General features: G+C 68.2%; 16 protein-coding genes. All 16 read left to right on the top strand.

The annotated features are described in order from the left end of the window. Positions 1-7: 7 nt before the first annotated feature. Positions 8-415, top strand: coding sequence for an SPI-1 type III secretion system chaperone SpaK (gene spaK, locus CV_RS12870; RefSeq protein WP_011136176.1), 408 nt, complete (start codon positions 8-10; stop codon positions 413-415). Continuing rightward, positions 412-1,701: a type III secretion system ATPase SctN gene (gene sctN, locus CV_RS12865; protein WP_011136175.1), complete on the top strand. Its 1,290-nt coding sequence runs from the start codon at positions 412-414 to the stop codon at positions 1,699-1,701. The genes spaK and sctN overlap by 4 nt, the downstream gene beginning before the upstream one ends. Further along, positions 1,685-2,140: a secretory protein, associated with virulence gene (locus CV_RS12860; protein WP_011136174.1), complete on the top strand. Its 456-nt coding sequence runs from the start codon at positions 1,685-1,687 to the stop codon at positions 2,138-2,140. Before sctN ends, CV_RS12860 begins: the two co-directional genes overlap by 17 nt. After that, positions 2,128-3,129 carry a type III secretion system needle length determinant, SpaN/EivJ family gene (locus CV_RS12855; RefSeq protein ID WP_011136173.1) on the top strand — a complete coding sequence of 334 codons (1,002 nt, stop codon included), beginning with the start codon at positions 2,128-2,130 and terminating at the stop codon, positions 3,127-3,129. Before CV_RS12860 ends, CV_RS12855 begins: the two co-directional genes overlap by 13 nt. Beyond that, positions 3,126-4,016, top strand: coding sequence for a YscQ/HrcQ family type III secretion apparatus protein (locus CV_RS12850; protein ID WP_011136172.1), 891 nt, complete (start codon positions 3,126-3,128; stop codon positions 4,014-4,016). The genes CV_RS12855 and CV_RS12850 overlap by 4 nt, the downstream gene beginning before the upstream one ends. Continuing rightward, positions 4,006-4,668, top strand: coding sequence for an EscR/YscR/HrcR family type III secretion system export apparatus protein (locus CV_RS12845; RefSeq protein ID WP_011136171.1), 663 nt, complete (start codon positions 4,006-4,008; stop codon positions 4,666-4,668). Before CV_RS12850 ends, CV_RS12845 begins: the two co-directional genes overlap by 11 nt. A gap of 97 nt (positions 4,669-4,765) precedes the next feature. Then, positions 4,766-5,026: an EscS/YscS/HrcS family type III secretion system export apparatus protein gene (locus tag CV_RS12840; protein ID WP_011136170.1), complete on the top strand. Its 261-nt coding sequence runs from the start codon at positions 4,766-4,768 to the stop codon at positions 5,024-5,026. A 3-nt stretch (positions 5,027-5,029) separates the two neighbouring features. Further along, positions 5,030-5,797, top strand: a complete 768-nt coding sequence (sctT, locus tag CV_RS12835) for a type III secretion system export apparatus subunit SctT (RefSeq protein ID WP_011136169.1) — start codon at positions 5,030-5,032, stop codon at positions 5,795-5,797. Position 5,798: 1 nt separating this feature from the next. Further along, positions 5,799-6,860 carry an EscU/YscU/HrcU family type III secretion system export apparatus switch protein gene (locus tag CV_RS12830; protein ID WP_011136168.1) on the top strand — a complete coding sequence of 354 codons (1,062 nt, stop codon included), beginning with the start codon at positions 5,799-5,801 and terminating at the stop codon, positions 6,858-6,860. A gap of 115 nt (positions 6,861-6,975) precedes the next feature. Next, positions 6,976-7,479: a type III secretion system translocator chaperone SicA gene (gene sicA / locus CV_RS12825; RefSeq protein WP_011136167.1), complete on the top strand. Its 504-nt coding sequence runs from the start codon at positions 6,976-6,978 to the stop codon at positions 7,477-7,479. Beyond that, on the top strand, positions 7,476-9,227 hold the full coding sequence (locus CV_RS12820) for a type III secretion system needle tip complex protein (protein WP_011136166.1): 1,752 nt from the start codon (positions 7,476-7,478) through the stop codon (positions 9,225-9,227). The genes sicA and CV_RS12820 overlap by 4 nt, the downstream gene beginning before the upstream one ends. A 19-nt stretch (positions 9,228-9,246) precedes the next feature. Beyond that, entirely contained in the window at positions 9,247-10,503 is a 1,257-nt protein-coding gene (locus CV_RS12815) for an IpaC/SipC family type III secretion system needle tip complex protein (protein ID WP_080509014.1), read from the top strand. A gap of 141 nt (positions 10,504-10,644) precedes the next feature. Next, entirely contained in the window at positions 10,645-11,844 is a 1,200-nt protein-coding gene (gene sctA / locus CV_RS12810) for a type III secretion system needle tip protein SctA (RefSeq protein WP_011136164.1), read from the top strand. A 19-nt stretch (positions 11,845-11,863) separates the two neighbouring features. After that, positions 11,864-13,921: an SPI-1 type III secretion system effector SipA gene (gene sipA, locus CV_RS12805; protein WP_011136163.1), complete on the top strand. Its 2,058-nt coding sequence runs from the start codon at positions 11,864-11,866 to the stop codon at positions 13,919-13,921. Then, positions 13,878-14,162 carry an acyl carrier protein gene (locus CV_RS12800; protein WP_043596241.1) on the top strand — a complete coding sequence of 95 codons (285 nt, stop codon included), beginning with the start codon at positions 13,878-13,880 and terminating at the stop codon, positions 14,160-14,162. The genes sipA and CV_RS12800 overlap by 44 nt, the downstream gene beginning before the upstream one ends. Before the next feature lie 84 nt (positions 14,163-14,246). Beyond that, on the top strand, positions 14,247-14,678 hold the full coding sequence (locus CV_RS12795; protein ID WP_011136161.1) for a cupin domain-containing protein: 432 nt from the start codon (positions 14,247-14,249) through the stop codon (positions 14,676-14,678). The last annotated feature ends 100 nt before the right edge of the window (positions 14,679-14,778 follow it).

The raw sequence follows: 14,778 nt of genomic DNA, 5'->3' as shown, positions 1-14,778 counted from the left end.
CAAGCCCATGTTCAAACAGGATATCGCCCAACTGGTCCGTTCAGCGCTGCAGGAAAGCGGCTGCGACCCCAGCCTGCTGGGCCCGCTGGACAACCATTCCACCATCGCGCTGGACCTGCACGACCTGCCCAGCATCCATGTGGCCGCCCAGGACGATGACGTCTGGCTGTGGGCGACGCTGACCGAGCATGGCGACGCGGCGGTGGCCCAGCGGGCGCCGGAGCTGCTGGCCCTGCTGATGCAGGACTGCGGCTACGCGCAGGGCGGCCGGCTGCAGCTGGCGCTGAACGAAGGCGCGCTGGAGCTGCGCGCGCTGGTGCGCTCCGACCGGCTGGAGGACGGCCGCGCCTTCTCCGACGCGCTGCACGGCTTCTTCGACAGCCTGGAGCGCTGCTGCGAGACGGTGCTGCGATGAAGCCGCCGCGGCTGCTGCGCAGGCTGGCCAACCCCCAGCGCCTGTCCGGCCCCATCCTGGAGGCGGTGCTGCCCGGGGTGGCGGTAGGCGAGCTGTGCGAGATCCGCCGCAACTGGCAGGAGCGCGAGGTGGTGGCGCGGGCGCAGGTGGTCGGCTTCCAGCATGAGCGGGCGGTGCTGAGCCTGATCGGCAACGCCAGGGGCTTGTCGCGAGAGGCGGTGCTGCAGCCGACCGGCCGGGCTTTGTCCGCCTGGGTGGGCGAGGAGGCGCTGGGCGCGGTGCTGGACCCGACCGGCCGCGTCGTCGAACGCTTTTCTCCGGCCGCGGCCGGCGGCGGCGAGGCGCGCGACATCGACAGCGATCCGCCGCCTTATTCCCGCCGGGTGGGCGTGCGCGAACCGCTGGCCACCGGCGTACGGGCGATAGACGGCCTGCTGACCTGCGGCGTCGGCCAGCGAGTGGGCATCTTCGCCTCGGCCGGCTGCGGCAAGACCATGCTGATGCACATGCTGATCGAACAGGCGGACGCCGATGTGTTCGTGATCGGCCTGATCGGCGAACGCGGACGCGAAGTCACGGAATTCGCCGAGGCGCTGCGCGGCTCGGACAAGCGCGACCGCTGCGTGCTGGTATTCGCCACCTCGGATTTCCCGTCGGTGGACCGCTGCAACGCGGCGCTGCTGGCCACCACGGTGGCCGAGTATTTCCGCGACCAGGGCAAGAAGGTGGTGCTGTTCGTCGATTCGATGACCCGCTACGCCCGCGCGCTGCGCGACGTGGCGCTGGCCGCCGGCGAGCCGCCGGCCCGGCGCGGCTATCCGGCCTCGGTGTTCGACAGCCTGCCGCGCCTGCTGGAGCGGCCGGGCGCCACCGGCGCAGGCAGCATCACCGCTTTTTACACGGTGCTGCTGGAGAGCGACGACGAGCCGGACCCGATGGCGGACGAGATCCGCTCGATCCTGGACGGCCACATCTATCTGAGCCGCAAGCTGGCCGGCCAGGGCCATTACCCGGCGATAGACGTGCTCAAGAGCGCGAGCCGCGTGGCCGGCCAAGTGACGGACACCGGCCAGCAGCAGGCGGCCGCCGCCGTGCGCGGCCTGCTGGCGCGGCTGGAGGAGCTGCAGGTGTTCATCGACCTGGGCGAATACCGGCCAGGGGAGAACGCGGACAACGACAGGGCGATGAGCCTGCGCGATCCGCTGCGGCGGTGGCTGCGCCAGCGCATGGACGAGCGAGCCGCTTACCGGGACACGCTGGAGAGCATGGATGGCTTCCGCGCTTAAGCTCGGACCGCTGCTGGCCCGTTGCCAGGCCGCGCAATCGCGCTGCCGCGCGGGCCTCGCGCAGCTGGCGCGGGGAGAGGCGGAGATCGACAGGGAGCGCGAAGCGGTGCAGTCGCAGGACGCGGGCCTGCGGGAGCTGCTGCAGGCGCAGCGGCCGGCCGGCCAGAGCCTGGACCGGGGCGAGCTGTTCGCCTTGCTGCGCAAGCAGGCGGTGCTGCGGCGGCAACGGCAAAACCTGGGCTTGCAGCTGGATGCGCTGGAGGAAAAGCGCAGGCAGTTGCAGGACGAAAAAGACGGATTGAGCAAGCGGCTGGCGCAGTGGCTGCGCAAGGAAGACAAATACCGCCGCTGGCAGCAGACGGAACGGCGCCGCGCGCGCCTGTTGAGCCTGCGCGCGGAAGAAACGGAACAGGAAGAGGCGACGGCATGGAAGGCGTGAAAACGGTGATGGTGGCGATGGCGCCGGCGACGGAGCAATCCGGGGACGGCATGGGCCTGGAAGAGGCGTTCGAGCGCGAGGCGTCGTCGCTGGAGCGGGAACGCCAGAATGATGATTCCGAGCCCGGCGCGGAGCCCTCCGCCCTGGCGGAGCGCTGGCAGCCGCCGCTGCCGCTGGATTGGCGGCAGAAACGGGACGCGCCGCGAGAGGCGCAGCCGCGCCGCGCGGCATCGGTCGAGCAGGACGCCTCGCCCCGCGCGCATGTTGCCGGCGCCGCCGGGAAGCGCTTGTCGGAAGACGGCAAGGCGGGCGCCCGCTGGGGCGGCAAGACCCAATTGTCGCCGTTCGCGTTGCCGGCCTGGAGGGAGGCGTTCGCGCCGCAGGCGATCGGCGGCGAAGGCGGGGAGGCGAGGCTTAAGGCCGTGGATGGCGCCGCGGCGCGGCTGAAGGATGAAGCGATGCCGCTGGCCGGCGGCGACGCTGGGACGGTTTCGCCGCAGACGGAGACATTGCTCCAGGAACATGTGCGCGAAGCGGCGCCGGCGTCGAATGACGCGCCGCCGGCGAAAAAAGCGCGCGAAGGCGAGACCAAGCCGGCGGCGATGCCGGCGCCGGGCATGGCGCCGCAGGCGGCGCAGCACCAGGCGCATTTGCCGGCGCAGGCGGCCCAGCCAGCCGCGCCGCGCAGCCGCGCGGACTGGAAGCAGGCGCTGGCCGCAGGCGCGGCGACGCCGGCGCAGGCGCAGGAGAGCGGCGCAGTCCTGACCTATCGCTTCCAGCGCTGGGGCGGAGAGCACGCGGTGAGCGTGCAGGCGCTGGGCCATGCCGGAGCGACGCAGCTGTCGTTGACGCCATCCGACGGACTGGTGCAGCAGCGCCTGGCCGAGCAGTGGCAAAGCGGCAATCCGCAGCAATGGACGCTGCGCGATGACGGCGGACAGGGCAGCGGCGGCCGGCAGCCGCAGCGTGACGAGGAGGAAGAGGGTTGAGGCTGGCATTGAGGCAGGTGGATGGCGCGGCGCTGGCGCTGCGGCGCTGCGGCGAGGCATGGGCCGGGCAGGACGTGCGCATCGCTTATCCGCCGTCCCACGGTTGCTGGCTGAAGGTGGCCGGCGCGGACGGGAGCTGGCAGGGCTGGCTGCAGCCCAGGGCCTGGCTGCGGCACATGGCGCCCGAACTGGCCAGCCTGGCCAGCGCCGCGGGCATGGACGACCGCCTGTCCGAGTTGATCGCCGCCTGCGAGGCGCCGCTGTCGTGGCCGGTGGCGGACATGCCGCTGGGACGAATCGTCGCGGGCGAGCGCCGGGAAGGCTCCCAGTTGCCGCAGCGGCCGATGCTGCGCATGGACACCCCGCAGGGCGAGGTGTGGCTGGAAAAAGCGCCGGCGCCCGCCGAGGCCGCGCGCGACCGGGTGCCGGGCTGGCTGCCGATGCCGCTGCGCTTTTTGCTGGGCGACAGCATGGTCAGCCCGTCGCTGCTGCGGCGGGCGAAGGCCGGCGACGTATTGCTGATTTCCAGGCCGGCGCAGACGGTGAGCTGCAACGGACGGGCGATCGGAACTTATCAATGGACGGAAGAGGGAATCATCATGGAATGGCAGAACGAAATGGCGGCAGCGGCCGAGACGCGGCCGCTGGCCGACCTGGACCGGCTGCCGGTGCGGCTGGAATTCGTGCTGCAGCAGAGCGAGGTGACGCTGGACGAGCTGCGCGAGCTCTGCCGCAGCAATGTCCTGCCGCTGAGCGCGGACGCGGAGCGCCGAGTGGAGCTGCGCGCCAACGGCGCGCTGCTGGGCCGAGGCGAGCTGGTGCAGCTGGACGGGCGGCTGGGCGTGGAAGTGGCGCAATGGCTGGGCGGGTCGGGCGATGTCGAATGATATCTCGCTGATCGCGCTGCTGGCGTTTTCCACGCTGCTGCCTTTCCTGATCGCGTCCGGAACCTGTTTCGTCAAGTTCTCCATCGTGTTCGTCATGGTGCGCAACGCGCTGGGTCTGCAGCAAGTGCCGTCCAACATGACGCTCAACGGCATCGCGCTGATGCTGTCGATGTTCGTGATGCTGCCGGTTGCGCAGCAGGCCTACGGCTACTACCAGGAAGAGCGCGTCAGCTTCACCAGCGTGGAGGCGGTCAACAACTTCGTCGAAAACGGGCTGGATGGTTACCGCGGCTATCTGCAGAAGTATTCCGACCCTGAGCTGACCCGCTTCTTCGAGAAGGCGCAGAGCCAGCGCAGCGAGCGCGACGGCGGCGAGGCGGCGGCGCCGGACGACAAGCCGTCCATCTTCGCGCTGCTGCCGGCCTACGCCCTCAGCGAGATCAAGAGCGCCTTCAAGATCGGCTTCTACCTCTACCTGCCCTTCGTGGTGGTGGACCTGGTGATCTCCAGCGTGCTGCTGGCGCTGGGCATGATGATGATGAGTCCGGTGACGATATCGGTGCCGATCAAGCTGGTGCTGTTCGTGGCGCTGGACGGCTGGACGCTGCTGTCCAAGGGGCTGGTGCTGCAGTACCTGGATTTGGCGACGTAGAGGGAGTCCGCTGCGCGGACGGGGATTCGGGGCGCGTCGGATACGTGTTTGGTTTCATGCCCACGTGTTCAAGGCTTTTGCTGATTGAGAGGTTTGTATGAACGATCTGGTTTTCGCCGGCAACAAGGCGCTGTACCTGGTGCTGATGATGTCGGCCTGGCCCATCATCGTGGCCACCGTGATCGGCCTGCTGGTCGGTCTGTTCCAGACCGTGACCCAGCTGCAGGAACAGACGCTGCCTTTCGGCATCAAGCTGCTGGGCGTCAGCGTGTGCCTGTTCCTGCTGTCCGGCTGGTACGGCGAGACCTTGCTCGCCTTCGGCCGCGAAGTGATGCGGCTGGCGCTGGCCAAGGGATAGCGCGTGCAGTTCAGCTTTTTCTTCGAGGTGCACGGCTGGGTGGCCGCGGCCGCCATCGGCTTCGCCCGCGTGGCGCCGGTGTTCTTCATCCTGCCCTTCCTCAACGGCAACACGCTGACCGGCATGGTGCGCACCTCGGTGGCGATGCTGGTGGCGCTGGGCCTGTGGCCGCACCCGCCGCTGGCCATGCACGCGATGCAGGCCTGGCCGTTGCTGGCGCTGCTGATGCGGGAGGCGACGGTCGGCCTGTTGCTGGGCTGCCTGCTGGCCTGGCCGTTCTGGGCGTTCCACGCGATGGGCAGCATTATAGACAACCAGCGCGGCGCCACGCTCAGCAGCAGCATCGATCCGGCCAACGGGGTGGATACCTCGGAAATGGCCAATCTGCTCAACCTGTTCGCCGCCGCTGTCTACCTGCAGGGCGGCGGCATGGAGCTGATGCTGGACGTGATGCGCCAGAGCTATCAGCTGCTGGATCCGCTGGGCGACGGCCTGCCGCCGCTGGCGCCGGTGCTGTCCCTGCTCAACCAGGTGATCGCCAAATCCATCGTGCTGGCCAGCCCGGTGATGGCGACGCTGTTGTTGTCCGAGGCGGTGCTGGGCCTGTTGTCGCGCTTTGCGCCGCAGATGAACGCGTTCGCGGTGTCGCTGACGGTGAAAAGCGCGGCGGCGCTGCTGATCATGCTGCTCTATTTCGCGCCGGTGCTGCCCGACGCGGTGGCCGGCCTGGCCCTGCGCCCCGGCGCGCTGGGCACCTGGTTGGTGCGCTGACATGTCGTCCAACAAGACCGAGAAACCCACGCGCAAGAAGCTGCAGGACGCGGCCAAAAAGGGCCAGTCCTTCAAGAGCCGCGACCTGGTGGTGGCCTGCCTGACGCTGTGCGGCGTGGCTTACCTGGTGTCGTTCGGCTCGCTGGTCGAGTTGATGGGCATTTTCCGCCAGGCCCTGGCCGGCGGTTTCCAGCTGGACATGCGCGGCTACGCCCAGGCGGTGTTCTGGCAAGGGCTGAAATTGCTGCTGCCCATCTTCCTGCTGTGCGTGGCCGCCTCGGCGCTGCCGGTGTTGCTGCAGACCGGCTTCGTGCTGGCCAGCGAGGCGCTCAAGCTCAATCTGGAGGCGCTCAACCCGATCAACGGCTTCAAGAAGCTGTTCAGCCTGCGCACGGTGAAGGAGGCGGTGAAGGCGCTGCTGTACCTGGCCAGCTTCGTGGTGGCCGTGGCGCTGATCTGGCGCAAGCACAAGGCGCTGCTGTTCGCCCAGCTTAACGGCAGCGTCATGGACATCGCCGCCGTGTGGCGAGAGCTGCTGCTGTCTCTGGTGCTGACCTGCCTGGGCTGCATCGTGCTGATCCTGATTCTGGACGCGCTGGCCGAGTACTTCCTGTTCATGAAGGACATGAAGATGGACAAACAGGAAGTGAAGCGCGAGATGAAGGAGCAGGAAGGCAATCCCGAAATCAAGTCGCGCCGGCGCGAGGCGCATTTCGAGCTGCTGTCCGAGCAGGTGAAGTCGGACGTGGAGAACTCCAGGCTGATCATCGCCAACCCCACCCATATCGCCATCGGCATTTATTTCCGGCCCGAGCTGGTGCCCATCCCCTTCGTGTCGGTGATGGAAACCAACCAGCGCGCGCTGGCGGTGCGCGCCTACGCGGAGAAGGTCGGCGTGCCGGTGGTGCGCGACGTGCCGCTGGCGCGGCGCATCCTGGCCAGCCACCGCCGCTATTCCTTCATCAACCTGGAAGAGGTGGACGAGGTGCTGCGCCTGCTCGAATGGCTGGAACAGGTGGAAAACGCCGGTCGTCCGGACGATGAGCCGTCCGGCGGGCCATGAGCGATTCCTGAATGTTTGACCCCGGCGGGCGCGGTTAAATGACGCTGTCCAGGCTGAAAGGCCGGGACGCCAGCCAGCTCTGCCGGGTTGGTGACCTTACTCAGGAGCAGATTTGATGAACGCTAATGAAAACGTCAGCGACGACCGTTTTGCAGAGATGGTCTGGGAGGCCGTGAGCGGCGGCGCCACGTTGAAAGACGTGCACGGGATTCCTCAGGACATGATGGAAGGCCTGTACGCCCACGCTTACGATTTTTACCACAAGGGACGGCTCGACGAAGCGGAAACCTTTTTCCGTTTCCTCTGCATCTACGACTTCTACAACCCCGACTACATCATGGGCCTGGCGGCGGTGTGCCAGCTGAAGAAGCAGTTCCAGAAGGCGGTCGACCTGTATGCGGTCGCCTTCGCGCTGAGCAAGAACGACTACCGGCCGGTGTTCTTCACCGGCCAGTGCCAGCTGTTCATGCGCAAGGCCGCCAAGGCCAGGCAATGCTTCGAACTGGTGTGCGAGCAAAGCGGCGACGAGTCGCTGCGCGACAAGGCGCAGGTGTATCTCGACAGCTTGCAGGAAGCGGAGGCCGAGCAGTCCCGTCAGCAGGAAAAGGAACAAGCATGAGTGACGCAAGCGCAATCAGCCGCAGCGCATACCTGCACAATCCCAAGCTGGCCGAAACCGCGTTCGAGAGCGTCCGCAAGGACGGCACCTTCCTCGACGCCGCGGACAAGGCGCTCAAGGCGGTGCTGGCCACCAAGGCCGGCGAGGCCGATGGCAAGGCGCCGATCCGCGAGCGCGACCTCGCGACGCCCGCGTTGACCCAGCCCACGGCCAAGGCCAAGGAAGAGCTGGACGGCGCCGGCAAGCTGACGCTGTTGCTGGGGCAGTTGATGTCCCTGCTCGGCAATGTTTCGCTGTCGCAGCTGGAAAGCCGCATCGCCACCTGGCGCGCGATGATGGAAGCGCAAGTGGCGATGGGCGAGAAACTGTCCCAAGAGTTCCAGGACGCGTTCAAGGCGGCGAGCGAAGCCACCGAGGCGCTGAAAGACGCCGTGGGCAACTACGACAGCGCCAAACAGGCCGCGGACGCAGCCCAGAAGAAAGCTGACGCCGCCCAGGCCAAGGTGGACGGAATGTCGCCGGACGAGCCCGGCTACGCCGAAGCCCAGGCCGCCAGCCAGCAGGCCGCCGCCGACGCGCTGCAGGCCAAACAGAAGGCGGACAAGGCTTACGACGCCGCTGAAAAGGCCCGCGTCGTCGCCGTGGAGAAGGGCAAGGTCGCGGACGATCTGGCCGGCAAGGTGCAGGGCGCCAACGTCAACGCCGACGTCGCGCGCAAGACCGGCGAGGACAACCTCTCCAACGTCGCCAAGCTGACCTTGCTGATGGCGATGTTCGTCGAGCTGGTGGGCAAGAACAGCGAAGAGAGCCTGAAAAACGACCTCGCCTTGTTCCAGGCCTTGCAGGAAGGCCGTCAGAAGGAAATGGACAAGAAGTCCGCCGAGTACCAGGAAGAGGTGCGCAAGGCGGAGGAGCTCAATCGCACCATGGGGTGCATTGGCAAGATTCTGGGCGCGCTGCTGACGGTGGTCAGCGTCGTGGCCGCGGCATTCACCGGCGGCGCCAGCCTGGCGCTGGCCGCGGTGGGCGTCGCGCTGATGGTGGCCGACGAAGTGGTCAAGGCCGCCACCGGGGTGTCCTTCATGCAGGAGGCGTTGAAGCCGCTGATGGACAAGGTCCTCAAACCCTTGATGGACCTGATAGGCAAGGCCATCACCAAGGCGCTGGAAGGCATGGGGGTGGACAAGAAGACCGCCGAGCTGGCTGGCTCCATCGCCGGCGCGGTACTGGCCGCCGTCGCCATGGTGGTGGTGATGGTGGTGGTGGCCGTGGTGGGCAAGGGCGCCGCCGGCAAGCTCGGCGGGGCGCTCAGCAAGCTGCTGGGCGACGCCATCAAGAAGATCGTGCCCAATGTGCTGAAGGAACTGGCCAAGGGCGGCAGCAAGATGCTGACCCAGGGCTTCCAGCGTCTGGCCAACAGCCTGGGCCTGCAGACCGACGCCGCCGCCAAACAGATGATGGCCAACACGCTGGGCCGCGTGGTGGTGGGCGGCGAGGTGGCGCAAGCCACTTCGCAGGCCGGCGGCAACGTGGCGCAAGGCGTGTTCATGAAGAACGCCAGCGACGCCCTGGCCGATTTCACCCTGGCGCGCGCCGCCATGGAACAGATCGAGCAATGGCTGAAGCAAGCGGTGGAAGTGTTCGCCAGCACCCAGAAAGTCACCCAGGAGCTGACCACGGCCATGTCCGCCGCGGTGCAGCAGAACGCCGAGGCCGGCCGTTTCGTGCTGCGCCAGAGCCACGCCTGAAGAATATGAGGAATCCATCATGACTGCCATTACCTCTTCCCCGTTGTTCCCGTCCCGCCCGGCGCTGGGCGGCGCCGATCTCGCCGACGGCGCGGGCAAGCTCCGCGCGCAGGACGGACTGATATCGGTCGGCACCCTGCAGTCCATCCTGAGCCAGAGCGGCGGAGTCGGCCGCGAGTTGGCCGGCGCGCTGGCGGGCAAGCCGGACCTGGCCCAGCCCAAGAGCCTGCTGAAGCCGGAAGACGCCGGCGTGCTGCATAGCTGGCTGGCCGCCAAGCGCGAGGACGCGGGCTTCACCGCCGGCGTCGAGCACACCGCCAACAAGCTGGAACAGATCATCGACAAGGAGCTGGAACAGCGCGGCGCCGAGCAGGACCCCGGCTTCGACATCAGCGGCCTGTCCACCCGGATGGCGGCGCTGCTGTCCCAGGCCATCGTGCTGATGTCGGCGCTGCGCACCGCGGACAACGCGCTGAGCACCAAGCTGTCGCTGGTCAGCTTCGACGCCACCAAGGCCACCGCGGCATCGATGGTGCGCGAGGGCATCGCCAACCTGTCCAGCAGCATCGTGCAGAGCGTGGGCCAGGTGGCCATCACCGGCGTCGGGGCCAAGAAGAGCCTGAACGGCCTCAACGCCGAGCGCGGCGCGCTGAAGAACAACGCCCCCAAGCTCGGCAAGCTGGGCGACGAGGGCCGCAACGTTCAGGCCACGCTGAGCCGCCAGAACACGGTCAAACTGGCTGCTGATGCCGATGGCCTGAAGCAGGTGGGCCTGAAGCCGCAGAACGGCGCGGCAAGGCCCGAAGTGGCCGAGCTGAGCGCGCAGCCGAATGCGGCCGCCAGCGTGGCCGACGGCATGGCCGGCGACAAGATCAGCCTGCAGTCCAGCAATTCGAAGCTGGCCAGGCAGCATGAGGCCGCGCTGGGCAGCAGCACCGAGGACCTGACGGCCAAGAGCCAGGCCGAGCAGCTGGCGATGGACGATACCAAGCTCAAGGCGCAGGCCAAGCAGACCACCGGCAAGGCGATCATGGACAGCTCGGCCGCGGCCGGCAACATCGCCGGCGGCTCCGGCCGCTACGCCGCCACGCTGGAACAGTCCGAGCAGCAGATCAGCCAGGCTTCCAGCCGCGTGGCCAGCACGGCTTCCGAGGAGACCCGCGAAAGCAGCCGCAAGGCCGACAGCATCATCCAGGAGCTGCTGCGCACGCTGGAAGGCATCAGCCAGTCCAAGAGCTCGGCCATGGCCGCGATCGCCGGCAACATCCGCGTCTGATCCGCCAGCAGGAAGGCGGGAGCATCCGCTCTCCGCCTGTCGCCCCGGCTTTCGCGGCCGGGGCGGCTTTCCGCACCATTCATCCCGCCAGCGTCGCCGTGCGTGCCCAGGCGCCGGCGCTGGCCCCGCAGGGGGATTTCCATGTACGGCATTCAAACTTCCGCTTCTCTGCCGCTGACGCGGCCGCAAGCTCTCGAAACCCAGGCCGCCGCGCCGCAATCCGACGCGCCGGACGCATCCGCCGGACAGACGCGCGCCGCGCCGCAGGGATCGGCCGCGCCGGCGCTGGCCGCCGCCCGGGCCAAGGCCGACGAGTTGGGCCAGGCCGCGCGCGAGGTCCGCGCCAGCGTCGAACGCCAGACCGCTTACGAAACCAGGCTGGCGGCACAACGCTCGGCGGCGGCGTTCTCCGGCGGCGAACCGCCGCAGGCCAGGCGCGAGGCGCCGGGCGCGGAACTGGACGAGGCCCGGAACGCGCAGACCGTGAGCGCCAGGCTGTTCGAAGGCAATCTGAAAGGCGTGGCGCAAAGCGGCCACGCGATGAGCGCAGAGCAAAAGCAGGCGCTGCAGTCCGGGCTGGACGACGTGTTCGCCGACGCGCCGCCCCAGGCCCGCTCCGCCGGCGCGCCCATGCTGTACTCGGCGAATGCCGCCGCCGGCCAGGGCATGGCGGACAGCGACCTGTGGGACATGATCAGCGACCAAATCGGCAAGATCAAGGACAACTACCTGGGCGTCTACGAGAACGTGGTCGGCCAGTACACCGATTTCTACAAGGCGTTCAGCGACATCCTGTCGCAGATGGCCAACTGGATCAAACCCGGCGGCGACGGCAACAAGGTCAAGTTGAACGTGGACGCGTTGAAGGCCGCGCTGGAAAAGCTGAAAAAGGATTTTTCGCTGGGCGACAACTTGGACAACAAGAAGGCCGTGCTGTTTCCGGCGCAGAGCAAGGATGGCGGCATTCAGGGCGGCAGCGAGAGCGACGCCAGAAAGTGGGCCAAGGAAATGGGATTGCCCGATGCTCCTCCCCCAGGATTTTCTTGTGTTCAAAAAGCGGCCGACGGCAACTGGGTCGTGGTGGTCGACATGACGCCGATCGACACCATGATCCGGGATGTGGGCGCGCTGGGCAGCGGCACCGAGCTGGAACTGGACAACGCTAAGTTCCAGGCTTGGCAGTCCGGTTTCAAGGCGCAGGAGGAAAACCTGAAAAACACCCTGCAGACGCTGACCCAGAAGTACAGCAACGCCAACTCGCTGTTCGACAACCTGGTCAAGGTGCTCAGCAGCACCATCAGCAGCTGCCTGGAAACCGCCAAGTCCTTCCTGCAAATCTGAACGCACAGGAGCGCCACACATGCCCATCACAGGAGCTTCCCACGCCGCGATGCGCCCCTTGTCCGCGCCGCCGGACGGAACGGCCGGCCCCGCCAGTCCGCTGGGACGGCAATTGCGCGATGTGCGCGCCGACAGCGTCGAACCCGCGCGCCGCCATTCGCTGGCCGATCTGGCCAGCTACCAGGCCGACTACGCCCGCCGCAGCGTGGCGACGCTGTTCGCCGCCTCGCCGCATGCCGATAAGCTGGGCGAGCTGTACCAGGCCTCGCCCAATCGCTACGCCAAGCTGGAGATCGCCGAATTCGCCAAGGTCTACAGCCAGCTCAAGCGGCAGCCGGATCTCGACCCCGCCGCAGGCAAGACGCTGGACGACCTGGCGCAGCAGTACGCCGCCCGAATCCTGAAGGATGGCTTGGGGGAGAAGTCCGCTTTCGGCCCCTGGACCCAGAGAACCGACAAGCACTATCAGCTGCGCAGCGGCCTGGAGCGCAAGCTGGCGGAGATCGCCAGCCGGCACTGCCAGGGCGATGCGCAAAAGCTGGGCAACGATTTCATGCGCGCGGAGGTGACCACCTTCATCCTGTCCTGCGTAGAAACCCATCTGGGGCGACAGCTGGACGAGGCCACCAGCCGGCAGATCACCGGGCTGGTGGACAGCGCGGCGATGCAGGCCTTCGAAGATCTGCGCCAGCGCCGCGGCGACCTGATCGAGCAGCGCGGTTTCAGCGTGGGCACGCTGGCGCGCGACCTCGATACCGTGGCGGTGCTGCCGCAATTGCTGCGCAGCCTGCTGGAGGCCTTGCCGCCCGGTCCGGGCCAACGGGCGCCGGAGGAGCCTGCGCGCGACGGTCCGGCCAGGCCGACGCCCAGCCCGGACCCCGGCCCGGCGGGGCCGGGAGAGGCGCAGCGGCCGCAGGAAATCCATTACCACATCGACAACAGCATCCACTGGAACGACAACAGCCAGGACAACCGGCGCTGGAACCGGCGCGGCGACACCTACCTGGGCGGCGCGCGGCAGGGCGACCGCCATCTCCGTTCGTCCGGTTTCCCCGCGTCGGGGCTGGCGGCGTCGCTGCGGACCGCGGCCAGCCAGGATCTGCCCAAGCCGCAGCAGGCGGTGTTGTCCGGGCCGGCCTCGCCTGCCGCTGGGCGCCATCCGCTGCTGAATGCCGTCGACCAGGTGGGACAGAGCCTGTCCGGGCTGGTGGACGCGGCCATCGGAACCGCCGGCACCCGGCCATTGTCGCCGGGCGGGGCAGCCGAATCATCGGCTGTCAGGCTGGCGGGCCTCGGGAGCGACGGCCTGAGCGCGCTGCCGCCGCGGGACGATCCGGGCGCAAGCCTGCATGGCGCGGCCCGCGCCGTGGCAGACAGCCTGTCCGCCGTGCTGACGGCGGCGGACGGCGCGAAAATCACGAAAATCGCGACGCCGGCGCGGCTGGATGCCGCCGCGAGCGGCGAGGACGCGCAGCAGCCTGCTGCCGGCGAGGCGATCCCGGCCGACGCCGGCCAGCCGGGCGCAGGCGGCTTCGACGGCATCAGGTTCCGCGATGGCAATCTGTACATGCTGCCGACCCAGGCCTATCTGCGCGGCCTCGCGTCTCCGCGCAGGGCCGAGAACGAGCTGTTGCGGGCGGTGCGCGGCGCGCTGGAGCCGGCCGCCGCTCAGCCGATGGCGCAGCGGCGGGAATTCGAGGCGTTGCGCAACCGTATCCTGCCCAGCGACCGTTTCGACCAGGATAAGGTGCTGGACCGTTTCGCTTCCGGCGGCGAAGACCGCTTGGCCGACGACGCGGCGCGGCTGCGGCAAGCGCTGGCCGGGCATCCCGGACTGGAGCGGCATCGCCAGGCCCTGCGCAGTTTCGCGCGCACCCTGATACGCGAGGCCAACCTGTTGCCCAGCGCCAAGCCGGCCAATCCGCTGGTGGCCGGGCTGCTGGACGCGCTGGGCATCCAGGCGGACGAGGAGGCGCGCCGCGCGCCGCTGCCGAGCAAACCATGCGGCGTGGTTCTGACCACGGATGGCCTGCATGTCGATTCCAGTCGCGCCGGAGGCCGTCGCGGTGCATCGTGATATCGAATCCATGGTCAGGGAGGTGATGGCGTACAGCCTTTCCGCCGATGCCGGGCGCTTGCAGCCTCAGGCCAGGCTGGTGGACGATTTGTACGCCGACTCGCTGGAGCTGCTGGACATGCTGATGGCCTTGAATGACGCGTTCGGCATCGAGCTGGGCGTCGACGACATCGCGGGCATACGCACGGTGGCCGATGTCTGCGCGGCGGTTCGACGCCGCCTGGAAGCCGGAATGTGTTGAACCGCTCCGGCGCGGCGGCGTCGAACCGGCTCCGCCCGCGGGTGGCGGCATGCCTTTACCCAACAAGTCACAGAAGGAGAAAACATGAAGATTCGTCAGGCAAGAGCGGGGCTGTTTCTCTTGAGCGCGCTGGCGGCCGCGCCGTTCGTCCATGCGGCGGAGGGGGGCGGGGCGCACGTCGAAACGCTGCTCAAGACCGAGCGCTCCTGGGATGGCGCGCTTTACACATCCTATCCGCAGGGGCAGCCGGAGCTGACGATGGTGCGCATCACGATTCCGCCTCACTCCAGCCTGCCCTGGCATACCCACGCCTCTCCCAACGCCGCGTACGTGGTCAGCGGCGAGGTGACCGTGGAGACCCGGGACGGAAAGCGCCAGAAGCGCTTGCGCGCCGGCGACACGCTGGCGGAAATGGTGGGCACGCAGCATCGCGGCGTCACCGGGGACCAGCCGGTGGAACTATTGGTGTTCTACGCGGGAGCCGCCGGCGTGCCGCTCAGCGCCAAGGCCGAGTAAGGCCTGCGGCGGAGAGCCGCTCCCGGGGCGCGAGTCCCCGGGAGCGGCTTTTTCATTTGTTCGGGAGGCGGGTTTCCCGCCGCGGCGCAGTGACTGTTTT

The organism is Chromobacterium violaceum ATCC 12472, assembly GCF_000007705.1.
GTDB classification, from domain to species: domain Bacteria; phylum Pseudomonadota; class Gammaproteobacteria; order Burkholderiales; family Chromobacteriaceae; genus Chromobacterium; species Chromobacterium violaceum.
Note: the sequence above shows the minus strand (reverse complement) of the source record. Positions and strands in the feature narration are given on the sequence as shown.